Source organism: Pseudomonas sp. ADAK7 (genome assembly GCF_012935675.1).
Lineage (GTDB): Bacteria > Pseudomonadota > Gammaproteobacteria > Pseudomonadales > Pseudomonadaceae > Aquipseudomonas.
Genome location: NZ_CP052861.1, coordinates 5628456 through 5652684, shown reverse-complemented (window position 1 = coordinate 5652684; position 24229 = coordinate 5628456). Strand labels below are relative to the sequence as shown.

Genomic DNA, 24229 nt, shown 5'->3' with positions numbered 1-24229 from the left:
TTTTTATTTTCCGAATAGTCCTACGGCTTATGCGCCCGGGACAGGAATTCGTGTGACTGCATTTCGAGCAGACGGCTGAGGGTACGCTGGAACTCGAAGTTCAGGCGACCGCCGGTGTAGAGATCCTTCAGCTCGACTTCGGCAGAAATGATCAGCTTCACGTTACGGTCGTAGAACTCGTCGACCATGTTGATAAAGCGTCGGGCGATGTCGTCGGTGGTGACGCTCATCTGCTCGACACCGCTGAGCAACACGGCGTGGAAGATCTTGCCCAGCTCGATGTAATCGTTCTGGCTGCGCGGACCGTCGCACAGTTCGCGGAAGTCGAACCAGGCCACGTCATCGCAAGTGCGCAAGGCACGGATTTCGCGGTTCTCGATCATCAGCACGTCGTTTTCGGTGGCGGCCGTGCATTCCGGCGTCAAGGCGCGGAAGCTCTTGCGCAGGCTTTCCTGGGACGCCTCGTCCAGCGGGAAGTGGAACAGTTCCGCTTGTTCAAGGTGACGCAGACGATAATCGACGCCGCTGTCGACGTTGACGATGTCAGTGTTTTGCTTGATCAGCGCAATCGCCGGCAGGAAGCGCGCACGCTGCAGGCCGTCCTTGTACAGGCCGTCCGGCACGATGTTCGACGTGGCGACCAGGGTCACGCCGTTCTTGAACAGCTCTTCCATCAGCGTGCCGAGGATCATCGCGTCGGTGATATCCGACACGAAGAATTCATCGAAACAGATGACCCGGGCTTCGTCGGAGAAACGCTTGGCGATAATGGTCAGCGGGTTTTTCTCGCCGCCCAGGGTCTTCATCTCTTCGTGCACGCGCTTCATGAAGCGGTGGAAGTGAGTGCGGACCTTTTCCTTGAACGGCAAGGCTTCGAAGAAAGTGTCGACCAGGTAGGTCTTGCCACGGCCAACGCCGCCCCAGAAGTACAGGCCCTTGACCGGTGCCTGGTCTTTCATGCCAAACAGTTTGCCGAACAGCCCCGGCTTGCTCTGCGAGGCCGCGACCAGATCGTCGTACAGGCGCTGCAAATGGCGCACGGCCGTTTCTTGCGCCGCGTCATGGAAGAATTCCGGGCGTTTCAGATCAGCTTGATATCGTTCTAGGGGCGTCATAATTCGTTAGCAAGGCAACAAAAACGGGCCGTCACTGTAGCGACGGCCCGTGGGAATGGCAATCAGCCCTTGGTCGGGCCGAGCCGCTGATTTATTCCTGGACCGGCGTCAGGGCCACACGCAAGGCGTCGATGGCGACGTCACGCGCGGCGCTGTCGGCAAACGCCGGACTGTCGCCGACGCACTCGCCTTCCAGCCAGACACTGAAGCTCAGGTCTTCGCTGCGCACGTCCAGCGGTTGGCCGGCTTGCAGCTGCTTGGTCACCTGACCAGCGGTTTTACCGTCGGCGAAGTTGCGCGACAGCAGCAGTTGCTCGCCATCGGCCGCCAGCAGACGGAAGCGGAAGCTGCCGTCGTCTTCACGGAAACTGACGAAACGCGCGGCTTTCGCGGCTTTCTTCTTCGTGGTGGTCGCGACTTGGGTCTGGGCGACGAAAGAACGCAGGCCGACCGCCTCACGCAGCTCGTGGAGGAACGGCGTCGCCACCGAGCGGGCCTTCTTGGCGCCGATCTGCAGCATGTCTTCCAGATCCGCCGGGCGTTCGATCAACTGGTGATAACGCTCGCGGGATTCACCCAGTTCGCTGTCGAGCAGCTGGAACAGACGATTCTTCGCCTCGCCCCAACCCAGGCCCTGCAACAATTCACTGCGGAATTCGTCGGACCGCGCTGGGGTGGCGAAGGCCTGAAACAGGGTGAACAGGTGCGAGTTGTCTGGATCTTTCGCTTCGCCCGGCGCGCGGGAGTCGGTGACGATCCGCGAAATCGCGTCCTTCATCTCTTTGGCGCTGCTGAACAACGGAATGGTGTTGTCGTAGCTCTTCGACATCTTGCGACCGTCGAGGCCTGGCAGCGTGGCGACGCTTTCTTCGATCAGCGCCTCCGGCATGGTGAAGAATTCTTTGCCCTGGCCAAACAGGTGGTTGAAACGCTGGCCGATGTCGCGGGCCATTTCCACGTGCTGGATCTGGTCACGACCGACCGGCACCTTGTGCGCGTTGAACATCAGGATGTCCGCGGCCATCAGCACCGGGTAGCTGTACAAGCCCATGGTGATGCCGGCGTCCGGGTCTTCGCCGGTCTCGACGTTCTTATCCACCGAGGCCTTGTAGGCGTGGGCCCGGTTGAGCAGACCCTTGGCGGCGACGCAGGTCAGCAGCCAGGTCAGCTCGGGGATCTCCGGGATGTCGGACTGGCGATAGAAGGTCACGCGGTCTACATCGAGGCCACCGGCCAGCCAGGTCGCGGCGATTTCCAGACGCGAGCGCTGGATGCGCAGCGGGTCATCGCATTTGATCAGGGCGTGGTAGTCGGCCAGGAAGTAGAACGAATCGGCATTGCTGTCGCGGCTGGCGAGGATCGCCGGGCGGATGGCGCCGGCGTAGTTGCCCAGGTGCGGCGTGCCGGTGGTGGTGATGCCGGTGAGGATACGGGTACGAGTCGTCATGGGTAATCGCTTGTCAGACTGCAATCAATTCGAAAGACGCGGCAGGATCAGATCCTTGAGATCGGTCAGCTTGCCATGAAAAAAGTGTCCGCATTCTGCCACTTTCAGCAGCTCATGGGGGCGATCGAGTTTGTCGGACCAGTCGTAGACGAGCTGTGGGTCGATGACTTCGTCGGTTTCGGGCTGGATCAGGGTCAGCTCGCCGTGTTGCGGCAGTTGATCTTGATCGCCGAGGCGCATGACCGCTGGCGCGACCATGAACAGATGTTTCAATTGTTCGCCCTTGGCTTCCAGGCGTCCGCCGAGACTTGCTGCAACAAAACCGCCGAAGGAGAAACCGAACAGCGTCAGCGGCAATTCCGGGTGCTTGGCTCGCAGCCATTCAGCAACCGCCTGGGCATCGTCGACTTCGCCGGTGCCCATGTCGTGGGTGCCTTCGCTGGCACCGACGCCACGGTAATTGAAACGCAAGGTAATCAAACCGGCATCACGGGCGGTGCGCTGCAAGGTCGACACGACTTTATTGAGCATGGTGCCGCCCTGCACCGGGTTTGGATGGCAGATCAGCGCCAGGCCGCGAGGTTCGTCGCGGCCAAGGTAAAGGGCTTCCAGTTGGCCGACCGGGCCATCAATCACTACAGGGGTTTCGCGCATAAGCAAGGAAGGAACTCCGTGACCTCGAATCGGGTCGACTCGTCTAGCAAATTGTCTGTGCCAATCTATTGCGAGTGAATCGCGGTATACAGCGCAGGTTCGAGCCGTTAACGTAAAGCAAAGCCGTTTATAGAGGAAGGACTCGTGGAACACTCGCTCTTAGTTTGGTTGTTGCCGACTCTTGCCCTGGTTGTGGGTGTCGCCATTGGATTCCTGGTCGCTCGTCTGGCACCGAATGCCGCGCCTAACCGCACGCAACGTCAGCTGGATGATATTCAGGAACGTTTCGACAGTTATCAGAACGAGGTGGTTACCCACTTCAACAGCACGGCCACCCTGGTCAAGAAAATGACTGCGAGCTATCAGGACGTGCAGGATCATCTCGCCGAGGGTGCCAACCGCCTGGCCCTGGACGAGCAGACTCGTCAACGCTTGCTGGCCGCCCTGCACGCCGACGCCGCCGTAGCCCCACGGGAACGCCTGACGCCACCGCGCAATCAGGAGCCACCTCGCGACTACGCACCAAAAGCCCCGAACGCGCCGGGCATGCTCGATGAACATTACGGCCTGAAGAAGTAATCAGGTTTCGCGCGGTACAAAAAAGCCCGCCCGATCTGTTGAGGATCGGGCGGGCTTTTTTACGCCTGGGGTTCAGTCAGACGGTTTTCAGTACTGCTGAACAGGCTGCCCCTGCTGCTGATACTGCTGGCCCGGAATCGCCTTCAGGTTGACTTCGACCCGACGGTTCTGCGCGCGGCCATTGACGTCACCGTTGCTGGCAATCGGGTTATCCGGCCCGGCACCGCGTGCCGACAGGTTGGCACCGCTCACGCCTTGGGAAGTCAGGTAAGTCGCCACGCTTTGGGCGCGACGCTGGGACAGGTCCATGTTGTGTTGACGGGCACCGGTGCTGTCGGTGTAGCCGACGATCTCGATCTGGTTCTGGCTGAATTCCTTGAGCGAGCCCGCCAGGTTGTTCAACGGCTGGTAGAAGCTTGAAGCGATATTCGCCGAATCGGTAGCGAAGGTGATGTTGCCCGGCATGATCAGCTTGATCTGATCGCCCTGGCGCTGCACTTCAACCCCCGTATTGGCCATGCTGGCCCGCAGCTTTTTCTCTTGCTGGTCGGCGTAGTAACCGTAACCGGCGGCGGAAGCGCCCACTACCGCAGCGCCAATCAACGCACCTTTGCCGCGGTTATCGTGACCGATGGCGGCACCGGCCAACGCACCGGCCAAGGCGCCGAGGCCACCGTACTTGGCGGTTTTACTCATGCCTTGGGAGCCGCCGTCGGCTTGCCCCTGGTTGTCATAAGGATTAGGTGAAGCGCAGCCGGACAACAGGGCCACAGCAGTTGCGACAATAATCAAACGCTGCTTGGTGAACATGAAGAGCTCCTACTTTTTGCATTCTGAGGTGCAACGGACCCAGGCATCGGCCTTTGCGGGCGTTGGATCATTTGCGCGAGTAAAAATTCCGCTGGTTACAATTCAGGCCCGCACAAAAGGGTTCTCGCGCATTTCATCGCCCAGACGTGTGTCCGGACCATGCCCGGTGACCACGGTCGCGTCCTCATCGAGGGTATACAGCCGCTGCTTGATCGAGCGCACGATGGTCGCCTGATCGCCACCCCACAAATCCGTGCGCCCTACCCCGCGTTTGAACAACGTGTCACCAGCAATCAGCAGCTTAGCCTCTGAAAACCAAAAGCTCATGGAACCTGGCGTATGCCCCGGCGTATGAATCGCGACGCCACAACCACAGGCCAGTTCTTCGTCATCGGCCAACCAGCGATCCGGCGATGGCACCGGCGTGTAAGGCACGCCGAACATCTGGCATTGCATCTCCAGGTTGTCCCAGAGGAATTGATCTTCTTTGTGCAGGTGGAGGGTTGCGCCGGTTTTCTCCTTGAGCTGACCGGAGGCCAGGAAGTGATCGAGGTGCGCGTGGGTGTGGATGATGCTGACCACCTTCAGGCCCAGAGCGTCGAGCCGGGCCAGGATCAACTCGTGATTGCCGCCCGGGTCGACGACGATGGCTTTTTTAGTGATCGGGTTGCCGATGATGGTGCAGTTGCACTGCAGCGGACCGACGGGGAACGTTTCGCGGATAAGCGCGGTATTCGGGGTTTGCATGGTTTTTATCCTGGTGCCTGAGCGCGGTGCTGCGGTTGTGATCCGCAAAATTGATAGGGTATCCTCGCGCCCGCCTATTTTGAAACAAGACGGCAGGAAGCCAATGCCCCCCTCTATGGAACACGTGCTCGTCGATCAAAGCGTCCTTTTCAAGGACCCGGACATTATCAACCGGGTTCGCGGCAAGAATGGCCTGCCGTTTGTCGCTCATAACGCGCTGCTGGAACTGCGGTCCCTGACCGAGGGCGAGGGGCAGATTCACCAGAATGCTCGCCGTTTTTTCCGCTCGTTTGTCGCCCAGCCGTCTCGCCCACACCGTGCGCTGCCAAAAGGCACAGCGCTGCATGACATTGATCTGCTCGCCGAATGTGCGTTCGATGGCCAGCCCATATTCGTGCTCAAGCGCACCACGGTGGCCGTCGGTTCAACGGTTGACGCCGTCGACTTGTGCCTTGATTACGACCTGCTGCTGCTGACGTGCGATAAAGCACAATTGCAACAGTGCGAAGCTGCCCAGGCCCGAGCCATACGCTGGACCGGTCCCTCGACGAAAGCAGCTGCAGTGCAAAAAGCAGCAGCGCAAATAGCTCAGGCTGCACCAAAAGCAGCGCCTGCTGCCAAAGCAGCGTCTCTTCCGAAAGCTGCTGCGAAGGCGCCAAGCGTGCCAATCAAGCCATTCGATTTGCCCGCAAAACCGCTGAACAGCCCCGACCGCAAAATCCACAACACCGGCGCCACGGTCAAGCAAGGCTCGGTCGTCTCGACCGCTTTGGGCCGTCAGTTGACCCTCCACACCTTCATCAGCGCCGGTGGCGAAGGGACGATTTACGCCGTGGCGGGCACCCGCGAAGTATGCAAGATCTATCACCCCGACAACCTCACGACGCGCCGCCGCGAGAAGATCGAACTGATGGTCACGCGCCGCATCGACGCGCCCGGCATCTGTTGGCCAACCGAGCTGGTGTTCAACGACAAAGAAGAATTTGTCGGCTACGTCATGCCACGGGCGCAGGGTAAAACCCTGACAACCTCAGTGTTTGTGAAACCGTTGCTGATGAAAAACTTCCCAACATGGACGCGCCGGGATCTGGTGAACGTCGCGATCGCGTTTCTCAAACAAGTGCAGTACCTGCATTCGCTGAACATCATCATCGGTGATATCAACCCGATGAACCTGCTGGTGACGCCCGACAGCAACCAGGTGTGGATTGTCGATACCGACAGTTTCCAGATCGGGCATTTCCCCTGCGAAGTCGGTACCGTGCCGTTCACCGCGCCGGAGATTCAGGGCGAAAAATATGGCAACTATTTACGCAGCAAAAATCACGAATTATTTGCCGTCGCGACAATGCTGTTCATGATCCTGCTACCCGGCAAACCACCGTATTCGCAGCAGGGTGGCGGCACAGCGGCGGACAACATCCGCAATATGAACTTTCCTTACCGGTTCAAAAAGGACAGCGGCAAGGGCAAGGTCAGCGTGACGCCAGTGGGTATGTGGCAGAACATCTGGAGCCATTTGCCTTACCCGCTGAAACAGGCGTTCAGCAACACGTTCGAAGACAATCAGCGCCGGCCCATCAGTGATTGGCTAGCGCTACTGGAGCAGTACGGCAAGGATCTTTGCAAGAGCGGCAAGCATTCCGACGAATTGTTTCCGCAGGCGTTTCATATTGCCGATCCGGTCGAGGCTGTCTGTGGCGGCTGCAAGAAAACCTACACCGAATCAAAAAAGTGGCTGGATAAAATGAAATCTGCCGGCCGATCAACGCGCTGCGCAGACTGCCAGAAAGCCGCAAAACTGAAAAAACTCGCTGAAGAAAGCCGAAAGGACACCGAGCAGGCAGTCCAGCGCCCAGCGCCACCGCCCGCTCCCGCGCCGCGACCGACGCCGGCGCCGGCGCCAGTACGCAATATTCCAGCGCCAGCACCTGTGCCCAAACCGGTGGCTGCGCCGATGCCGCCCCCGGCGCGACCCGCCCCGCCACGACCGGCGCCGCAGCCACAGCGACAGCCGACGGCGCCTCGGGCACAACCTCACCAATCCGCGCCAATACGCGCGCCCCGCCAGGAAAGCATTGCGCTACGCTGGCTCAAACGACTCTTGAAGCGTTTCTTGTAACGCTCAACCGAAAAAGGACATTGCCATGCAAGACGATTACCTCCTTCGCCAGGAAGATCTCGCCGAAAACCCTACCACCCGCGTACCTGTGTGCTTGGTGCTGGATGTCAGCGGTTCCATGGACGGCGCGCCGATTGCCGAACTACAGGCCGGCGTGAAGATGTTTTTTGACGCTATCCGTGACGATGAAGTGGCGCAATACGCTGCGGAGATCTGCATCGTGACCTTCGGCGGGACGGCGCAAAAAGTCCTCGATTTCAGCTCGATCAGCCGCCAGGACGTTCCGCCGCTGGTCGCTTCGGGCATGACGCCGATGGGCCATGCGGTGGGCATCGCACTGGATCTGTTGGAAGCTCGCAAGGCCGATTATCAACGTGCCGGCGTCGATTACTTTCAGCCGTGGATGGTGCTGATGACCGACGGCGAACCGACCGACGATATCGAAGAAGTGGCCACCCGCGTCAGCAACCTGATCAATCAACGCAAACTGACGGTGTTCCCGATTGCGATCGGTGAAGCAGCGAATGTGCAGTCACTGGCGCGGTTCTCGCCAAAACTCCCGCCTTTACGCCTGCAAGGCCTGCGCTTCAATGAGTTCTTTGACTGGTTGAGCCGCAGTGTTTCCCAAGCCTCGGCGTCGACACCAGGCGACGAGATCAAGCTGGACGTCAAGGGCATCGAAGCCTGGGCAACGATCTGACCATGCCTGAGCTCCCGATGAACTTCAGCGGTAAAACGTCCTGCGCCTTCGTCGTCGGACGCTCGCACCTCAAAACTCAGACGCCTTGTCAGGATTACGTCGCGGCGCGGCAGTCGAACGACGTGACGTGCATTGCATTGGCCGACGGAGCCGGTTCCAGGGCCCGATCCGACATCGGCGCCCAGGTCGCAGTGACTGCGACCCTGGGTTTTGTCTGCAAGAACTTCGAAACCCTCTGGCAACACATGGACAAGCACCACGCGAAAGCCGCCCAGCGCCTGACCAATCGCTGCCTCGATGCTTTTCGGCGCAAATCGACGAAGCTCGGCTGCGATATCAGTGAGCTAGCCTGCACCTTGTCGTTTGTTGCCTATTCACGCGGGCGTTATCTGGCCGGCCATTTGGGTGACGGAATCATTGCCAGTGTGGATGTCGAGGGCCAATTGCAGACGCTTTCCGCGCCTGAAAATGGTGAATTCGCCAACACCACACTGTTCCTGACCGACCCGAAGGCGGTGTCAAAGTTGAGGCTTTACCGTGGGCCAATCGAAGCGCAAAACGGCTTCGCGATCATGAGCGACGGCAGCGCAGAGAGCCTTTATCACAAATCCACCGGTCTGCCCGCCTCAGCCGTGCAGAGATTGCTGGAGTGGAATGCGACGCTACCGCACAAAAAAATGAAGGTCGTATTGGCCGACAACCTGCAACAGTCCATTGCCCTCAAAACCGGCGACGATTGCTCGATCGGTTTACTGTCGATTTTGCCGGGTGATGCCTCAACCGTAACCGCATGAGTGAAAGCCTCTGACGCGGATTTGCGGGTGTCGGAGGAATTTACTGCAACACACCCAACTCTTTCGCCCGCGCCACCGCTTGTGTGCGCCGCTCCACGCCGAGTTTGCTGTTGATATGGCTGGCGTGGGTTTTCACCGTGTGCAGGGAAATAAACAGCTGATCGCTAATTTCCTGATTGGAACAGCCTTGGGCTATCAAGCGCAGGACCGCCAGTTCACGGGCGCTGAGGTTGTCCGCGCCTGGGGATAACTCCAAGGCGGGACGCGCGACGGCGGCAGGCAAATGCTCGATGAGGGTTTGCGCAACAGCGCTCGACGCAGCGAGCTGAAGTTGCCCGCGCAGCCAATCCGAATGCTCATCCAGCAACCCATCGAAAGGTTGCAGCACGCCACCCGCCGCCGCTTCCAGCGCTTGCGCCAATGCCTTGCGCGCCTCGGGTTCTCGTCCGCCCGCCAGCAGCAACGCAATCTTCTGCGTCAACGCCATCACGCTGAGCATCTGCCGTCCCGTTTGCTGCCCATGCTCCAGCAGCGCATTCAATCGCCCTTCCGCCAGCATCGGTTGACCCTGAATCACTTCCAGCAAGGCTTGCTGCAATTCGATGTGCAGCGGCAGCTGTGGATGGAATTCCGGCGGTGCGGCGGCGCGTTCGCCGTTGTAGGTCTGGCCCAGTCGGGCGAGCCAGGCTTCGGCCAGGTCGGTGCGGCCCTGGGCCAGCCAGAGTTCGCATTTGACCAGGGTGATCATCGCCAGGTAGTAGATCGGCGGGACGTCCCAGATATGCATCAGCCGTTCGGCTTCGGCCAGTTCGGCGAAGGCCTTGGCGAACTCGCCACTGCTGCCCTCGAGCCGGGCGATCACGCAGTGGCCGATCAACACGCTGATGTCGCGACAGGCCCGGGCTTCGCCCAAACCAGCCTGCAAACGCAGCCGTGCGGCCTGGGGTTGCGAGCGCAGGGCCAGCAGGAAACCTTCGTACAAGATCAGTCGGGCCCGCACCGCGTAGAGCCGTTGCGGCGACAAGCCGTGCAGGCGTTGCAGGCCCTGCCGGACTTCATCCAGCGAGCGCAGGATTTCTCCTCGGGCCTGCAATACTCGGGCGCGATCGTAATGAGCCAGGGCCTCGAATAATGGATTGCCGACCCGCTGCGCCAACTCCAGGGACTCACGATTCAACCCCCGGGCACGCCACAGGTCGCCATCGGCAATCGCCAGGTTGGACAAGGTCGAGAGACACATCAGGCGCTGGCCGTAACGCTTGGCGGGCAGGCTCTCCAGGGCTTCGGTGCAATAGAGCAGCGTCAGATCCCGATTGCCACGCCCACGGGCGATGATCCCGCTCAAAGCCAGCCATTGGGCGAGCATGGACTTCTGCGCCGTGGCCGATGGCGCCGGCAGGAAGCGGCTCAAATGATTGGCCAACTCTTCGGCAGCGTCCAGCTGGCAAGCCAGTCCCAGCGCCCAGCTGTAGAGCACGATCAGCCGTGGCGTGCTGATCAGCAAGCTGTCGGGCAAGTCCATTTTCCAGCGCAGCAGCATGCCGACGTTCTGCTCGGCCAGCAGTTGTTCCTCCGACAGGTTCTGCACCAGGTTCGCCGCGACATCCAGGTGCCCGGCGCGCAAGGCCTGCTCCACGGCTTCATCGAGCAAGCCCTGGGCGTTGAACCAGCGGCAGGCGCGCAAATGCAGGCTGGCGGCCGGCACCAGGGCCTGGGTCTTGGGCCGCGTGCGCAGCAAGTCGGAAAACAGGTGGTGATAGCGGAACCAGTGACCGTGCTCGTCCAGCGGCACCAGAAAGACCTGGTGGGCCAACAGGAAACGCAGGATTTCGGCGCTGTCATGGGCCTCGCGCACCGCGTCGCACAGCTCGCTGCAAAAACGCTCCTGAGGCGCCGTGTCATAGAGGAATGCCTGCACTTCGGCAGGTAAACAGTCGATGACTTCTTCCAGCAGGTAATCGCGGATCAGCCCTTCCCCGCCATGCAGCGACTGCGGCAACGCGCCATCGCTGCCCGCTTCGGAAGCCGCCAACAACCAGAAACGCAGGCCGGCCACCCAGCCTTCGCTGCGCTGGATCAGGTTTTCCAGCGCCTCGCCGCGCAACGAACTGCTGTGGCGATCAAGCAGGGTCAGGGCTTCGTCGTGGGTCAGGCGCAGGTCTTGCTCATGCAGTTCGAGCAGTTGCCGCGACAGGCGTAGCCGCGCCAGGTGCCAGTCCGGACGTTGCCGGCTGGTGACCATGACCAGCAGGCCATCGGGCAGGTGATTGAGGAAAAATTGCAGACAGCGATCGAGCACCGGGCCCTGGGCCAAGTGATAGTCGTCCAGCACCAGCAACAACGGCGAACCCGGTGACAGGTGCACGGCCAGCTCATCGAGCAAACCGTCCAGCCATTCTTCGAACGCAAAGGGTTGATGGCGCTGGCGCATTTTCAGCAGCCCGAGCGCTTTGCTGCCCAACTGCGGAAAATAATCCTGGAGGCCTTCGAGCAGGCGCTCGAGGAAACGCCCCGGATCGTTGTCACGCGGGCTCAGCCCCAGCCACAGGCTTTGCCAGTGCGCCGGCAGGCCCTGACAGAACTCCACCGCCAACGAACTCTTGCCGAACCCGGCCGGGGCGCTGACCAACAACAATCGACCACCGAGCCCGGCACTCAGGCGCTCGCACAGGCGAGGCCGAAGCACATGGCCGTCAGGCAACGGGGGCCGGAAGAAACGCCCGTCCAGTGCCGCGACGGCAACGCTTGCAGGACCCGGAAGTGGGGACAGATCAGTCATGGCCGGCTCTTGTTTGAAATGCTGTTGGCGGCGTTGCAGATGTCCGCAGACTAGCGGTAAACGGAGCGCTATTGAAGGTTGTTGCTACAAATGGCTACAAAAAGACCGTAGGAGCATGGCTTGCCCGCGATTGGGGTTGGCGCGATGTATCGGAATTCATGCGGTGTGGGTACGGACGCCATCGCGAGCGAGCTTTGCTCCTTCGGGGGGTGTGGATGGTCAGACAAAAAAACGCCCCGAACCAGTCGGGGCGTTTTTCGAGGATGCGGCCTCTGTCTACAGCGAGTTAGCGAACACCATCCTGACGCAGTGCGGCCGGGGTGAAGTCACTGGTGGTGGCGGTGAAGCCGAAGTCATACGCCGATTTCTCTTCGTTCTTCATGCCCAGCGCCAGGTAGCGACCCGATTGCAGGTCATACAAGGTTTCCAGGGCGTACCACGGCACTTGCTTGTCGTAGTAGTTCTCGGCATGGGCTTCTGCAACGCGCCACAGCTGGTTACGACCGTCGTAGTGGTCGATCACCGCAGCCTGCCAGGTGTCTTCGTCGATGTAGAAGTCACGTTTGGCATAGATGTGGCGCTGACCTTCCTTCAAGGTCGCGACCACATGCCAGACGCGGCGCAGCTCGTAACGCGCCAGGTCCTGGTTGATGTGGCCGGCCTTGATGATGTCGGCGTACTTCAGTTTCGGATCATCGAGCTTGTAGCTGTCGGAGGCGATGTACATCTCTTTCTTGCCTTCGAGTTTCCAGTCGTAGCGGTCCGGCGCACCGTTGTACATGTCCAGGTTGTCGGAGGTACGCAGGCCATCGGCGGCAGTACCCGGCCCGTCATAGGACACTTGCGGAGCACGGCGCACACGACGCTGACCGGCGTTGTAGACCCACGCCGAACGCGGTTCCTTAACCTGGTCGAGGGTTTCGTGCACCAGCAGCACACCACCGGCCAGACGTGCCGGCGCGGTCACTTTCTGCTTGAAGTAGAACAGGATGTTGCCCGGGTTTTTCGGGTCGTAGTCCTTCATCTTGTCGCGGAACACGAACTGGTCCTGGAAGTACACTAGGCTGAACGAGCCGTTCGGCTGTGGCGTGGCCTGGGTGACCAGACGAGTTACGCTGCCGCCGCGATAGCGGGTGATGTGGTTCCAGATGACTTCGACGCCACTTTTCGGAATCGGGAACGGCACGGCGGTTTCGAAGTTTTCCAGACCGTTACCGCCGGACACCAGGTTGGTGTTGGTGGCATTTTTCTTGATGGAGGCAAACACGTCATCCGGTACGGTGGCGCCGCGATGGGACGGGTAGACCGGCATCTTGAAGGTTTCCGGGTAGCGCTTGAACATCGCGTACTGGCCCGGGGCAAGCTTTTCCTTGTACTGGTCGACGTTCTGCGCGGTGATGGTGAACAGCGGTTTTTCACTGGCGTACGGGTCGGACAGGAAGCCCTTGCTGTCGACGGAACCGGCATTCTTCGCCAGTGGTTTCCAGGCCGGAATCGAACCGTCGGCATTGCCCGCCATCTCGGCGCCCATCGGCGTCAGGCTCTTGCCCAGCTTGTCCGCTTCAGCGGCAGGCACCGCTGCCATGACGCTTGTCGCCAGCAGCGAAAGCCCCAGAACACCGGCGTGGAACAGACTCTTTGTTATTTTCATATGTGTGTTCGTCCTGAAAAAACAGTGCTTAGAAGTTCACGCCGAAGCTGAGCGCAACGAAGTCGCGGTCGTCCACGGTGGTGTACTTGCCGTCGAAGAAGTTGGTGTAGGCCAGGCTCGCGGTGTAGGTGTTCTGGTATTCGGCATCGACGCCCAGGCTGACCGCTTTGCGACCTTCCTCGAAGTTGCCGCCAGGACCCGGCGAGTAACCGCTGACGTCATGGGACCAGGCCACGTTCGGCTTGAGGTTCACGCCGGCGAACACGTCGTTGTATTCCCAGATGGCCCGGCCGCGATAACCCCACGAAGTGGAGGTGGTGAACCCTTCGTCGTTGCAGTTACGGCTACGGTTGTTCTGCGGTGAACCCGGGCCGGCGCCGTTGATGGTGCTGGCGTTGAGGATGTTGGCGCAGGTGTTGGCGCCGCCAGTGGCGGGCAGTTCACCCGGACCGTAGACCGGATCACGGCCGTAACGGACATCGGACGTGCTTTCCAGGCCGCCGACGTGGGTCACGCCCACTTCGCCCACCACAGTCAGACGGCTGGCGCCCATGACCTGGTCGAAGAAGTGCGTCAGGGTGGTCTGGAACTGGGTGATTTCCTTGCGACGATAACCGTGCAGGTCCTGACCCGGCACGCCGGTCAGCAGGGAAGCGTTGGACAACGCACCACCGATAGGACGTACGCCGGCAAACAGGATATCGGTGGAGTTCAGTTGCACCGGTGCGTTTGGACGGTAGCTGAGTTCACCGCTCCACGCCGTACCGGTAGGCAAGGTGGTGGAGAAGCTCAGGCCATAGAGGCGAATGTCTTCAGGGTATTCGATGAAGTACTTCGAATTGCCTGCCACCAGCAGCGGTGCGAGTGCCGCGAACGGGCCAGGCAGTGCCGCGGCAGTGTTATAGACCGACTGCGGAGCACCGGTGGCGCTGAAGATGGGCGCACGGCTGTGGTAGTTCATGAAGTAGGCACCGAACTCGGTGTCCAGCGGGTCGAACATGTACTTGAAGGACGCGCCCCACTGGCCGCTGTCCCGCGCATCGCGATCGCCGCCGCGCTGGACCAGCACACCTTCTTCGTTGACGTTGACGCCCGCGCTGGCCAACGGCCCTAACGCCACGGCTGGAATCTGCGAGCGCTTGTTCAGCACGCGCAAGTTGCTGTCGCAACCATCGGCAACGATATCCGGCTGAGAGAAGAATGTGCCGCAGTTATCGACGACGGTCTGATCCCATTCCAACTGATAGAACGCTTCGGCCGACAGGTTTTCGGTCAGGCTCTGGGACACGTAGAACATGTTGACCGGAATCAGGCCTTCCTTGATCTCGGCACCCGGACGACGGAATGCGGACACGTCGATCGGGTTGATCGAGTTGATGCCGCCGCCGATGAAGGTACTTTCACCCCAGCTCACGACCTGCTTGCCCAGACGCACGGACCCCGGCTGATCGGCAATGGAGTAGTTGTGGTAGACGAAGGCGTCGAGGATCTGCCCACCGGAGGACTTGGCGCCTTCCTTGCGGTTGTTGTCGCTGATGTCCTTGAACTCGCGACTTTCGTCCTTGAGTTCAAAGTCGTACCAGTACTTGCCGCGGACGAAGACCCCGGTGTCGCCGTATTTCAGTTCGAGGTCGTGGATGCCCTTGAAGATTTTCGAGAAGGTTTCCCCGCTCTTGAAGTTAGCGTGACCGTCATCGGACGTCTGCGACAGACCATGGCCGCCGTTGTTGACGCCGATAAGGTTCTTGTTGGGACTCTGAGTAGACCAACTGGCACCGATCGACAGGGATGAGTCGAACTGACCTTCGATTTCACCGACGTTGAAACTGACGCCGAATGCAGGCCCGGCGAGCGAAGAGGCGAGACTGACCGCCAGGGGCAGTTTCGCCCGGCGCCAGAACTGGTTTACTGATGTCATCGACGCTACTCCATGTGCATTATTGTTATGGCAGTGAGTACTTTTAAAAACGTTGTGGATGACCGAGAGCCAAGGCGTCCCGAATTCAATCCCAATGTGCATCGCCCCGTTTGTGCGTTTGCTCCGTTCTTAAAAATCCTTGAGCGGACTATAGCCAGCAGGTAGTACTGCTTGATCCCTCTAAAGTGTGATTTGCAGCTGCCGGCCACTCTGGAACAGTCCTTTCGCCAGTCCGACACATGTCGGCACGGCAAGGATGGCTGAAAATTCGGATTTCACAAGCCAAGCGCTTGCTTGGTGGGGCTGGCGTGCCGTTTCGGGCACGCCAGGGGAGGTCAAAACACGCTCAAAGCGTCGAGAGGAAGGTGCTGTTGTTAGCCTGCCATTCAGTGATGTCGAGGCGGATACGCTTCTTGTCGAGCTTGCCGACGCTGGTCTTGGGAATTTCCGTAACAAGGGCGATCTGGCTCGGGATGGCCCACTTGCTCAGATGCCCCAGTTCGACGAACGGCTTGAGGTGTTCCTTGAGTTCACGAGCCCCGATCTCATGCCCCTCACGGATCACCAGTAAGGCAAACGGGCGCTCGCCCCACTGCGGATCGGCAATCCCCACCACTGCTACTTCACGTACCGCTACGTGACGGCTGATCAAATCTTCGAGGTCCAGGGACGAGATCCACTCGCCGCCGGTCTTGATCACGTCCTTGATCCGGTCGCGGATGTCGATCACACCCATGCTGTCCAGGGTCGCCACGTCGCCGGTGTGCAACCAGCCGCCGGCCCAGAGCTCGGCGCCCTTCTGCGGTTCGTTGAAATAACCTTCGGTGAGCCACGGCGCGCGCAGCACCAGTTCGCCCTGGGTCTCGCCATCGGCAGGCAGGAAGTTGCCGTCGGTGTCGACGATCGCCGCTTCCACCAATGGCCCCGGCACGCCGGCCTTGATCCGATACGTGGTGCGTTCATCTTCGGTGCCCGCCATCAACTCGTCATTGAGGTGAGCACAGGACACCAGCGGCCCGGTTTCCGACATCCCGTAGGCGGCGGTCAATTGAATGCCCTTGGCCTTGGCGGCTTCGTACAACGTTCGGTTGAGCGCGCTGCCGCCAATGACGATTTTCCAGCCGCCGAAATCGGTGTCCTGCGCCGCTTTGGCGTTGAGGACCATTTGCAGGATGGTCGGCACGCAGTGGGAGAAGGTGACTTTCTCTTTGCGCCACAGCTCCACCAGGTATTCCGGGTCGTAGCGCCCGGGATAAACCTGCTTCAGGCCGAGCATCGTCGCCACGTACGGCAAGCCCCACGCGTGCACATGGAACATCGGCGTGATCGGCATGTAGACATCGTTGGTGCCCAGCAGCCGCACGCTGTCGATGGCGCCCATGATCGTCGACACACCCATGGTGTGCAGCACCAGTTGCCGATGGGTGAAGTACACGCCTTTGGGATTGCCGGTGGTGCCGGTGGTGTAGAAGGTGGTCGCAACCGAGTTTTCGTCGAAATCCTGGAAGTCGTATTGGGTGCTCGCCGCCGCCAGCAGTTGCTCGTATTCGCCGACAAGGTTCGGCAAATCGGCGGTTTTCTCCGGCAGGTCGGTCAGCAGCAGGGTTTTCTCGACCGTGGTCAGGTGCCCGGCGATGGCCTGGTACAGCCCCACAAACTCACTGTTGACCAGCACGAAGCGGTCCTCGGCGTGGTTCATGGTGTAGAGGATCTGTTCCGGCGACAGGCGCACGTTGATGGTGTGGATCACCGCGCCAATCATCGGGATGGCGAACATGCATTCCAGATAGCGATGGCTGTCCCAGTCCATCACCGCCACGGTATCCCCGGCCTTGACCCCGGCCGCCGTCAGCACGTTGGCCAGCCGTGCGACCCGTTCGATCAGGGTCGGATAGCTGTAGCGCAACTGGTCGCGGTAAATGATCTCGCGGGTTTTCTCGTAACGAGCGCCGGACATCAGCAGTCGTTTAATCAGCAGTGGATACTGGTAAGCGCCTTCGGCTGGCGGGATAACGCGAGTCTGCAACATAAGAATCCCTTTTCTGACTGCACGGTCTTGGCTTTGAAGATAATTACTCTAAAGCCCTTATACGCCAGCCAAATCAGCCAAAGGAATGATTTGCACAGCCGTACAAATGCTAGCTTTGCGCCAGCATTTGCAGGATTTCGTCACTGGTTACGCCGTTTGTCCTACAGCAGCCTCAGACGGCGTCCGTGGGAAAACCAGCGCCGCCAAGAAGGTCAATGCCGCAAAACCCGCCAATATCAGATAAAGGCCTACAAAACCCTGGCGCGGTTCGACGAACGAAATCAGCGGAATCGCGGTCGCACTGGCCCCGAACGATAAACAGTAACGCAGCGCAAAAACCCGGGACTGCCATTGCGGGGCGACGAAGTTGGCGACCATCGCGTCATTCACCGTGACCTGGCCAAACACCACGAACATGAACGCCGCGCCCAATGCAATCACGGCCCAGCCGTCCACATACGCCAACCCGAACAGCAATGGCGCCTGGCACAACGTCAACACAATGAACGGCCATTTCAGACTAAAACGGTGCAACACCCGGCCGATGCTCAGCTGCGCCACGGCACCGAAGGCATACGCCAGGCTGACCACCACGCCAAGGGTTTGTGGCGACGCGAACAAATCATGCAGGCGCTCCTGAAAGAGTTTCGGATAGGTCATGGTCGTGGCGTTGAACACCACGCCGCCGGTCGCGGTGGCCAGGGCCAGCACGCCAAACACCATGACCATGGAAATCCGCTGGCCGGCCGCGCCTTTGAGCGGCGTGTGCGGACGCTTGGGGATCGGTTCTTCACACACCTGCAAGGCGAAACCGATGCCCAATGCAATCGCCACCACCCCCGGCAGAATGAATGCCGAACGCCAGCCAAACTGCGCCACCAGCAACCCGGTGATCAGCGCCGAAAACGCCACGCCGAGGTTGCCCCACATGCCGTTGATGCCGATTTCCCGGCCGCGGTTCTGCGCATAGGCCACCAGCATTGCAGTGCCCACCGGGTGATAGATCGCGGCAAAAACCCCGATCAGTGTCAGGCCGACAACCAGCATCGGCGCGCTGCTGCTCAAACCGGTGAAAATCGCCGAGGCGCCAATACCGAAGAAAAACACCAGCATCATTTGCCGCCGGCTCCAGTGATCCCCCAGCCAACCGGCCGGTAGCGAACAGGCGCCGAAAGCAATGAAACCGCCGAGGGACAAGCCGATCAGCGCGGCGTAATCCAACGCGAAGGCTTGGGTCATGCCGAGAATGGCGGCGGGGAAAATCAGCATGAACATGTGGTCGATCACATGAGCTGCGTTGATGTAGCGGATGACATTTCTGGACTGGTTCATCGCGGCACGCTTTACGTTGTAGTGAGCGGCTTATGCTAAGTTGGCGAAAAAGCGTATTCCTGACAACAAAGTCATCGGAACAGACATGTTAATCAGCCACTTCCTGCACGGCCCGGTCAGCGCTTATCCGCGTGATTACATGGATGGCGCGCACCAGGAACTGCATCAACATCGCGAAGCGCAGTTGCTCTATGCCGTTTGCGGCACCATGCGGGTGGTCACGGCGCAGGGTGCGTGGGTGATTCCGCCGACCCGTGCGGTATGGATTCCGCCGTTGGTGGCGCATGAGATTTTCATGTCGGGCGAGGTGCGCATGCGCTCGCTGTTCATTGCCGCCGAACTGTCGCCGCCGAGCCTGCATCAGTGCTGCGTGCTGGCCGTCACGCCATTGCTGCGCGAGTTGATCCTGCGCGCGGTGCAAGGCCCGCAACACGCAGAAAACCCGTTGATCCAGAAGCTGATGCTGGAAGAAATCGCCGGTCTGGAAAACCTACCGCTGCACATTCCGATGCCCGAGGACCGGCGCCTGCAAGGCATCTGCCTGGCGCTGCTGCGTACGCCAGACCATCCCAACACCCTGGAAGACTGGGCACAGCAGGTCGGCGCCAGTTCGCGAACCTTGGCGCGGCTGTTCCAGCAACAACTGAAGATGAATTTCAATGCCTGGCGCCAGCAACTGCGCCTGATGGAAGCCCTGCCGCGGCTGCTCGCCGGGGAAAGCGTGCAGAGCGTGGCGCGGGATCTGGGCTACGGCAGCGCCCGGGCGTTCAGCGCGATGTTTCGCCGTTTGCTCGGGGAGAATCCCCGGGAGTATCTGAACGCGCTGAACAAACTGAGCGAACTCAATCCGCTTTCGTAGGAGCTGAGCTTGCTCGCGATGGCGATCTCAAGAACGCCATCGCCGGCAAGCCGCGCTCCTCAGGTATCAATGCATCTCGGTAAACGCGAGTTTCACGCCGATGGCGATCAGTACCGCGCCCATGGTCCGGTCGAACCAGTGACCCATGCGGGCGAAACCGGCACGTACCCGTTGTTGGCTGAACAGCATCGCCACCAGACAGAACCAGAACGCCGTCGCCACCGCGAGGTAAACCCCGTAGCCGGCTTGTACCGCCAACGGCGTGTGCGGGTTGATCACCACAGTGAACAGCGACAGGAAGAACAGCGTGGCCTTGGGGTTCAGGCCATTGGTGACGAAGCCCGAGGTAAACGCACCGCGGGCAGTGCGCTCACCGACTTCCTTGTGCAGGTCGTCCGACACCGGTTTTGCCGGTTGCGCGCGCAGGGCCTTGAAGCCGATGTACAGCAGGTAGGCGGCGGCCGCCCATTTCAAGGCGTTGAACAGCACGATCGACTGGGACACGATCAGGCCGATGCCGAGCAGCGAGTAACCGACGTGCAGGAAAATCGCCGTGCCCACACCCAGCGCAGTCCAGGTCCCGGCACGCCGGCCATGGGTCACGCTCTCGCGCACCACCACGGCGAAGTCCGGGCCGGGGCTGGCGACGGCCAGCAGGTGAATCAGAGCGACGGTCAAGAATTCTGTCCAGTACATGGGGGCTCCTCTGGGGTGGATCGGTGGAAATGAAAATTCACAGGATTGACGCTATCCCTGTGGGAGCGTCCGGCCGGGTAGTGCGTAACCATTTGTTTCATCTGGTAGGCTCGGCAGATTACGCCTTCAGTTCATTGCACAAAAGGTACAGTTGATGACGAACTCTCGCCGCGCCGTTTTCCTCGACCATCCGTCCCTGGATCTGGGCGACCTCGACCTGACGCCTTTGCGCGATTGCTTCAGCGACTTGCAGCTGTTCGCCCAGACTACGCCGGATCAAGTGATCGAGCGCCTCAAGGGCGCGACCGTGGCCATCAGCAACAAGATCCTGATCGACGCAGCGGCCATCGCCGCCAGTCCCGAACTCAAGCTGATCCTGATCACCGCCACCGGCACTAATAACGTCGATCTGGCGGCTGCGCGCGCCCACGGGATCACCGTGTGCAACTGCCAGGGTTACGGCACGCCGTCGGTGGCCCAGCACACGATCATGCTGCTGCTCAATCTGGCGACGCGGCTGGCCGATTACCAGAAAGCCGTCGGCGAGGGTCGCTGGCAGCAGGCCAAACAGTTCTGCCTGCTGGATTACCCGATTGTCGAACTGGAAGGCAAAACCCTCGGCCTGCTCGGCCACGGCGAACTGGGCAGCGCCGTTGCGCGATTGGCCGAAGCCTTCGGCATGCGCGTGTTGCTGGGGCAGATTCCCGGCCGCCCTGCCCGGCCGGATCGCTTGCCGCTGAATGAACTGCTGCCGCAAATCGACGCCCTGACGCTGCACTGCCCGCTTAATGAACACACCCGCCACTTCATCGGCGCCCGTGAACTGGCCTCGATGAAACCGGGTGCGTTTGTGGTCAATACCGCGCGCGGTGGTTTGATCGACGAACAGGCGCTGGCCGACGCTTTACGCAACGGTCACCTGGGCGGCGCGGCCACGGATGTGCTGAGCGTCGAGCCACCGACAACGGGCAATCCGCTGCTGGCCCATGACATCCCACGGCTGATCGTCACCCCGCACAACGCCTGGGGCAGTCGCGAGGCGCGCCAGCGCATCGTTGGCCAGTTGACTGAAAACGCCCAGGCGTTCTTCAGCGGTAAAGCGCTGCGGGTCGTCAGTTGATAAACTGCGGCACTTTTTTTCAAGGAGCAGAGTATGGATCCGCGCAGTGAAGTACTGCTTCGTCAAGCCGAGTTATTCCAGGGTTCGGTGTTGCTGGCCGGTTTGCCCGCCGACGATTTGCTCGGCCGCCTGCCCGACGCCCATGGCTGGTGCTGGCATGCCGGTGATCAAGCGGCGTTGGACGCACGTTTTGCCGAGCGCAGCCAGTTTGGCGTGAATGCGCCGGAGCGCGAATTCGACACGGCCGTGGTGTTTCTGCCCAAGTCCAAGGACCTGACCGATTACATCCTCAACGCCCTCGCCTCGCGCCTGGCCGGTCGTGAGTTGTACCTGGTCGGTGAAAAACGCAGCGGCATCGAAGGCGCGGCCAAGCAACTGAACCCGTTCGGCAAGCCGCGCAAGCTCGACAGCGCGCGGCATTGCCAGTTGTGGCAGGTCACCGTGGCCAACGCGCCAGAAGCCAAGTCGCTGGAAAGCCTGGCCCAGGAATACGAACTGCCCTTGGCCGAAGGGCCGCTGAAAGTCATCAGTTTGCCGGGGGTGTTCAGCCACGGTCGGCTGGATCGTGGCAGCGCGCTGTTGCTGGAACATCTGGACAAGTTGCCCAGCGGCCACTTGCTCGATTTCGGTTGCGGCGCCGGGGTGTTGGGCGCGGCGGTCAAGCGTCGTTATCCGCACAATCAGGTCACTTTATTGGACGTGGATGCGTTTGCCGCTGCCAGCAGTCGTCTGACCTTGGCCGCCAACGGTCTGGAAGCCGAGGTGATTACCGGTGATGGAATCGATGCCGCGCCAATGGGCTTGAGCGCGATTCTGAGCAACCCACCGTTCCATGTCGGTGTGCACACCGATTATTTCGCAACGGAAAACTTGCTGCGAAAAGCAGCCAAACATCTGAAAAACGGTGGCGAACTGCGCTTGGTCGCCAACAGCTTTCTTAAGTATCAGCCACTGATCGAAGAGCACTTGGGCGTGTGTGCGATCAAGGCTGAAGGACAGGGTTTCCGAATCTACCGGGCCAAGCGCGGCTGATAAATAAGTGCTTGCCTAACGGATTTTGCCTAGGCAGAATCCGCTCCGTCCTAGGGGAGTAGTCTCCCACGAGCGCCATGCTCGTCCGGCATACGTCAACATACTTGGTCAACAGACCATGGCGTATGCGACCCAAGCGTCCGCACAGACGGATCGCCAGGGTTTGACAAGACCTATGACACGAACACCTTACCCGGGGCGGGAAGGCTGTACGTGTCATAGCCGTGTCGACCCGCCCCTTAGGAAAACCCTGATGCTGGATTCTCTTCTCGTTCCCACCGCAATCGTTGCCTTGGCCGAAATCGGCGACAAGACACAACTGCTCGCGCTCATTCTCGCTGCTCGCTTTCGCAAACCCTGGCCGATCATCGCCGGCATCGTCGCCGCGACCCTGGCCAACCACGCGGCAGCCGGTGCGGTAGGTGCCTGGTTCGGCAGTTTCTTCTCGAATGCAACGCTGCACTGGATCCTCGCCGCAAGCTTCACCGCGACGGCACTGTGGACCCTGGTGCCGGACAAGATGGACGACGACGAAGCCAGCACCGCCCGCAAGTTCGGGCCATTCCTGACCACGCTGATCGCGTTCTTCCTCGCCGAGATGGGCGACAAGACCCAGGTCGCCACCGTCATGCTCGCTGCGCAATACCCGGACCTGTGGCTGGTAATCATCGGCACCACCGCCGGGATGTTGATTGCCAACGTGCCGGTGGTACTGGCGGGTAACTTTGCGGCGGACAAACTGCCGTTGACGTTGATCCGTCGACTGGCGGCGTCGGCGTTCTTCGTGCTGGCGATTGTGGCGGTGTACAAGGCGATGCAGAGCAGCGGGTGGGTATAAAAACAGCGGCAAGCTACACGTCATAAGCCGAAAGATTGAAGCAGAGCAGACCCGCTTGACTGATCGTTCCCATGCTCTGCGTGGGAATGCCGCCCTGGACGCTCCGCGTCCGTTTTTGGGGCGTGACGCAGAGCGTCACAGGATGCATTCCCACGCAGAGCGTGGGAACGATCATTAGAAACCTGTCAGGACTTCGAGGCTTTCTCGTACAACGGCATGACCTTCGGAATCGCTGCCTGCAACGAAGCGATACGGCTGGTCGACGCCGGGTGAGTGCTCATGAATTCCGGTGGCGAACCTTCCGAAGCCTTGCTCATCTTGTTCCACAAGGTGATCGCCGCGTTCGGGTTGTAGCCGGCGCGCGCGGCCAGTTCCAGGCCAATCAGGTCGGCCTCGTTTTCATTGGAGCGGCTGTTCGGCAAGGTCATACCGTAGTTGGCCACGGTGTCGGCCAACGCCAGGCTGTCCTGGCCCAGACCGAACAAGGCACCGGCGCCCTGCTTGGCCATCTCGATGCCGTAAGCCTTGGACATCGCTTCACGACCGTGCTCGCGCAAGGCGTGGGCGATTTCGTGGCCCATGACCGCGGCGATTTCATCGTCGGTGAGTTTCAGGCTGTCGATCAGCCCGGTGTAGAAAATGATCTTTCCGCCAGGACCGCAGTTGGCGTTGAGTTCATCGCTCTTGATCAGGTTGACTTCCCACTTCCACTGGGCCGAATCCGGACGGAAGTTCGGCGCCTGGGCAATCAGCCGATTGGCGATCGCCTGCACGCGTTTGGCCTCGGTACTGGTCTTGTCCAGCACCCCTTTGCTCGTCGCCTCGCCTACTGTCTTCTGATAGGACTGGGCATACATCTGGTCGACTTCCTGGCTCGACAGCATGCTGAACATGTACTGCTTGCGCTCAACCCCGACGGCTCCGCCGCTGGTGGTGTTGACCGACTGACAACCGGCGAGCAACAGACCCGCGCTCAATGCACCTGCAACCAATGTCTTGTTCATCAA

General features: G+C 60.4%; 20 protein-coding genes and 1 riboswitch. Of the genes, 8 read left to right on the top strand and 12 right to left on the bottom strand.

Annotated elements, in window-relative coordinates; all coding sequences use genetic code 11:
* Positions 1-20: 20 nt before the first annotated feature.
* From zapE to HKK53_RS26000, 3 genes are all read right to left on the bottom strand, one after another.
* Positions 21-1115, bottom strand: a complete 1095-nt coding sequence (gene zapE, locus HKK53_RS26010; protein ID WP_169373135.1) for a cell division protein ZapE — start codon at positions 1113-1115, stop codon at positions 21-23.
* A gap of 91 nt (positions 1116-1206) precedes the next feature.
* Entirely contained in the window at positions 1207-2562 is a 1356-nt protein-coding gene (locus tag HKK53_RS26005; RefSeq protein ID WP_169373134.1) for a tryptophan--tRNA ligase, read from the bottom strand.
* A 24-nt stretch (positions 2563-2586) separates the two neighbouring features.
* Positions 2587-3216 carry an alpha/beta hydrolase gene (locus HKK53_RS26000; RefSeq protein WP_169374295.1) on the bottom strand — a complete coding sequence of 210 codons (630 nt, stop codon included), beginning with the start codon at positions 3214-3216 and terminating at the stop codon, positions 2587-2589.
* Positions 3217-3360: 144 nt separating this feature from the next.
* On the opposite strand from HKK53_RS26000, the gene HKK53_RS25995 reads away from it, so the two are divergent.
* Positions 3361-3795, top strand: coding sequence for a YhcB family protein (locus tag HKK53_RS25995; RefSeq protein ID WP_169373133.1), 435 nt, complete (start codon positions 3361-3363; stop codon positions 3793-3795).
* A gap of 87 nt (positions 3796-3882) precedes the next feature.
* Here HKK53_RS25995 and HKK53_RS25990 read toward each other — a convergent pair whose 3' ends face one another.
* The gene (locus HKK53_RS25990; protein ID WP_169373132.1) at positions 3883-4605 is read right to left on the bottom strand and encodes an OmpA family protein; all 723 of its coding nucleotides are present in this window, start codon (positions 4603-4605) and stop codon (positions 3883-3885) included.
* A 102-nt stretch (positions 4606-4707) separates the two neighbouring features.
* A complete protein-coding gene (locus HKK53_RS25985; protein ID WP_169373131.1) occupies positions 4708-5352 on the bottom strand; it encodes an MBL fold metallo-hydrolase in 645 nt (214 codons plus the stop codon).
* On the opposite strand from HKK53_RS25985, the gene HKK53_RS25980 reads away from it, so the two are divergent.
* From HKK53_RS25980 to HKK53_RS25970, 3 genes are read left to right on the top strand one after another with little or no spacing between them, the layout of a single operon-like run.
* Complete coding sequence (locus tag HKK53_RS25980; RefSeq protein WP_169373130.1) at positions 5351-7474, top strand: protein kinase domain-containing protein; 2124 nt, start codon at positions 5351-5353, stop codon at positions 7472-7474. The genes HKK53_RS25985 and HKK53_RS25980 overlap by 2 nt on opposite strands.
* Before the next feature lie 25 nt (positions 7475-7499).
* Positions 7500-8174, top strand: coding sequence for a vWA domain-containing protein (locus HKK53_RS25975; RefSeq protein ID WP_133840291.1), 675 nt, complete (start codon positions 7500-7502; stop codon positions 8172-8174).
* Between the two features lie 2 nt (positions 8175-8176).
* Positions 8177-8968 (top strand): PP2C family serine/threonine-protein phosphatase, encoded by a 792-nt coding sequence (locus HKK53_RS25970; RefSeq protein WP_169373129.1) that lies wholly within the window; start codon positions 8177-8179, stop codon positions 8966-8968.
* Positions 8969-9008: 40 nt separating this feature from the next.
* Here HKK53_RS25970 and HKK53_RS25965 read toward each other — a convergent pair whose 3' ends face one another.
* The 5 genes from HKK53_RS25965 to HKK53_RS25945 all read right to left on the bottom strand — a co-directional run bounded on the left by HKK53_RS25965 (position 9009) and on the right by HKK53_RS25945 (position 18677).
* A complete protein-coding gene (locus HKK53_RS25965) occupies positions 9009-11747 on the bottom strand; it encodes a LuxR C-terminal-related transcriptional regulator (RefSeq protein WP_169373128.1) in 2739 nt (912 codons plus the stop codon).
* 286 nt (positions 11748-12033) lie between these two features.
* Complete coding sequence (locus HKK53_RS25960) at positions 12034-13398, bottom strand: DUF1329 domain-containing protein (RefSeq protein ID WP_133840288.1); 1365 nt, start codon at positions 13396-13398, stop codon at positions 12034-12036.
* A gap of 28 nt (positions 13399-13426) precedes the next feature.
* Positions 13427-15316 carry a DUF1302 domain-containing protein gene (locus HKK53_RS25955; RefSeq protein ID WP_169373127.1) on the bottom strand — a complete coding sequence of 630 codons (1890 nt, stop codon included), beginning with the start codon at positions 15314-15316 and terminating at the stop codon, positions 13427-13429.
* A gap of 346 nt (positions 15317-15662) precedes the next feature.
* Entirely contained in the window at positions 15663-17345 is a 1683-nt protein-coding gene (locus tag HKK53_RS25950; RefSeq protein WP_169373126.1) for a fatty acid--CoA ligase, read from the bottom strand.
* Positions 17346-17492: 147 nt separating this feature from the next.
* Positions 17493-18677, bottom strand: coding sequence for an MFS transporter (locus HKK53_RS25945; protein WP_169373125.1), 1185 nt, complete (start codon positions 18675-18677; stop codon positions 17493-17495).
* An 85-nt stretch (positions 18678-18762) separates the two neighbouring features.
* Here HKK53_RS25945 and HKK53_RS25940 point away from each other — a divergent pair, with 85 nt between their 5' ends.
* Complete coding sequence (locus tag HKK53_RS25940) at positions 18763-19536, top strand: AraC family transcriptional regulator (protein WP_169373124.1); 774 nt, start codon at positions 18763-18765, stop codon at positions 19534-19536.
* A 66-nt stretch (positions 19537-19602) separates the two neighbouring features.
* On the opposite strand, the gene HKK53_RS25935 is transcribed toward HKK53_RS25940, so the two are convergent.
* Entirely contained in the window at positions 19603-20232 is a 630-nt protein-coding gene (locus tag HKK53_RS25935) for a LysE family translocator (protein WP_169373123.1), read from the bottom strand.
* A 154-nt stretch (positions 20233-20386) separates the two neighbouring features.
* Between HKK53_RS25935 and HKK53_RS25930 the strand changes: the two genes are divergently transcribed.
* From HKK53_RS25930 to HKK53_RS25920, 3 genes are all read left to right on the top strand, one after another.
* The gene (locus tag HKK53_RS25930) at positions 20387-21352 is read left to right on the top strand and encodes a 2-hydroxyacid dehydrogenase (protein WP_169373122.1); all 966 of its coding nucleotides are present in this window, start codon (positions 20387-20389) and stop codon (positions 21350-21352) included.
* A gap of 33 nt (positions 21353-21385) precedes the next feature.
* Entirely contained in the window at positions 21386-22384 is a 999-nt protein-coding gene (locus HKK53_RS25925; protein WP_169373121.1) for a class I SAM-dependent methyltransferase, read from the top strand.
* A gap of 40 nt (positions 22385-22424) precedes the next feature.
* Positions 22425-22549: riboswitch (yybP-ykoY riboswitch) on the top strand.
* Positions 22550-22637: 88 nt separating this feature from the next.
* Positions 22638-23222 (top strand): TMEM165/GDT1 family protein, encoded by a 585-nt coding sequence (locus HKK53_RS25920; RefSeq protein ID WP_054045620.1) that lies wholly within the window; start codon positions 22638-22640, stop codon positions 23220-23222.
* Between the two features lie 185 nt (positions 23223-23407).
* On the opposite strand, the gene HKK53_RS25915 is transcribed toward HKK53_RS25920, so the two are convergent.
* Complete coding sequence (locus tag HKK53_RS25915; RefSeq protein WP_169373120.1) at positions 23408-24226, bottom strand: M48 family metallopeptidase; 819 nt, start codon at positions 24224-24226, stop codon at positions 23408-23410.
* Positions 24227-24229: the final 3 nt, after the last annotated feature.

What these genes read in the sequence shown, in the direction of transcription:
- zapE (WP_169373135.1), bottom strand. Translation starts at nt 1,115, where the DNA reads ATGACGCCCCTAGAACGATATCAAGCTGATCTGAAACGCCCGGAATTC.
- HKK53_RS26005 (WP_169373134.1), bottom strand. Translation starts at nt 2,562, where the DNA reads ATGACGACTCGTACCCGTATCCTCACCGGCATCACCACCACCGGCACG.
- HKK53_RS26000 (WP_169374295.1), bottom strand. Translation starts at nt 3,216, where the DNA reads ATGCGCGAAACCCCTGTAGTGATTGATGGCCCGGTCGGCCAACTGGAA.
- HKK53_RS25990 (WP_169373132.1), bottom strand. Translation starts at nt 4,605, where the DNA reads ATGTTCACCAAGCAGCGTTTGATTATTGTCGCAACTGCTGTGGCCCTG.
- HKK53_RS25980 (WP_169373130.1), top strand. Translation starts at nt 5,351, where the DNA reads ATGGTTTTTATCCTGGTGCCTGAGCGCGGTGCTGCGGTTGTGATCCGC.
- HKK53_RS25985 (WP_169373131.1), bottom strand. Translation starts at nt 5,352, where the DNA reads ATGCAAACCCCGAATACCGCGCTTATCCGCGAAACGTTCCCCGTCGGT.
- HKK53_RS25975 (WP_133840291.1), top strand. Translation starts at nt 7,500, where the DNA reads ATGCAAGACGATTACCTCCTTCGCCAGGAAGATCTCGCCGAAAACCCT.
- HKK53_RS25970 (WP_169373129.1), top strand. Translation starts at nt 8,177, where the DNA reads ATGCCTGAGCTCCCGATGAACTTCAGCGGTAAAACGTCCTGCGCCTTC.
- HKK53_RS25965 (WP_169373128.1), bottom strand. Translation starts at nt 11,747, where the DNA reads ATGACTGATCTGTCCCCACTTCCGGGTCCTGCAAGCGTTGCCGTCGCG.
- HKK53_RS25960 (WP_133840288.1), bottom strand. Translation starts at nt 13,398, where the DNA reads ATGAAAATAACAAAGAGTCTGTTCCACGCCGGTGTTCTGGGGCTTTCG.
- HKK53_RS25955 (WP_169373127.1), bottom strand. Translation starts at nt 15,316, where the DNA reads ATGACATCAGTAAACCAGTTCTGGCGCCGGGCGAAACTGCCCCTGGCG.
- HKK53_RS25950 (WP_169373126.1), bottom strand. Translation starts at nt 17,345, where the DNA reads ATGTTGCAGACTCGCGTTATCCCGCCAGCCGAAGGCGCTTACCAGTAT.
- HKK53_RS25945 (WP_169373125.1), bottom strand. Translation starts at nt 18,677, where the DNA reads ATGAACCAGTCCAGAAATGTCATCCGCTACATCAACGCAGCTCATGTG.
- HKK53_RS25940 (WP_169373124.1), top strand. Translation starts at nt 18,763, where the DNA reads ATGTTAATCAGCCACTTCCTGCACGGCCCGGTCAGCGCTTATCCGCGT.
- HKK53_RS25935 (WP_169373123.1), bottom strand. Translation starts at nt 20,232, where the DNA reads ATGTACTGGACAGAATTCTTGACCGTCGCTCTGATTCACCTGCTGGCC.
- HKK53_RS25930 (WP_169373122.1), top strand. Translation starts at nt 20,387, where the DNA reads ATGACGAACTCTCGCCGCGCCGTTTTCCTCGACCATCCGTCCCTGGAT.
- HKK53_RS25925 (WP_169373121.1), top strand. Translation starts at nt 21,386, where the DNA reads ATGGATCCGCGCAGTGAAGTACTGCTTCGTCAAGCCGAGTTATTCCAG.
- HKK53_RS25920 (WP_054045620.1), top strand. Translation starts at nt 22,638, where the DNA reads ATGCTGGATTCTCTTCTCGTTCCCACCGCAATCGTTGCCTTGGCCGAA.
- HKK53_RS25915 (WP_169373120.1), bottom strand. Translation starts at nt 24,226, where the DNA reads ATGAACAAGACATTGGTTGCAGGTGCATTGAGCGCGGGTCTGTTGCTC.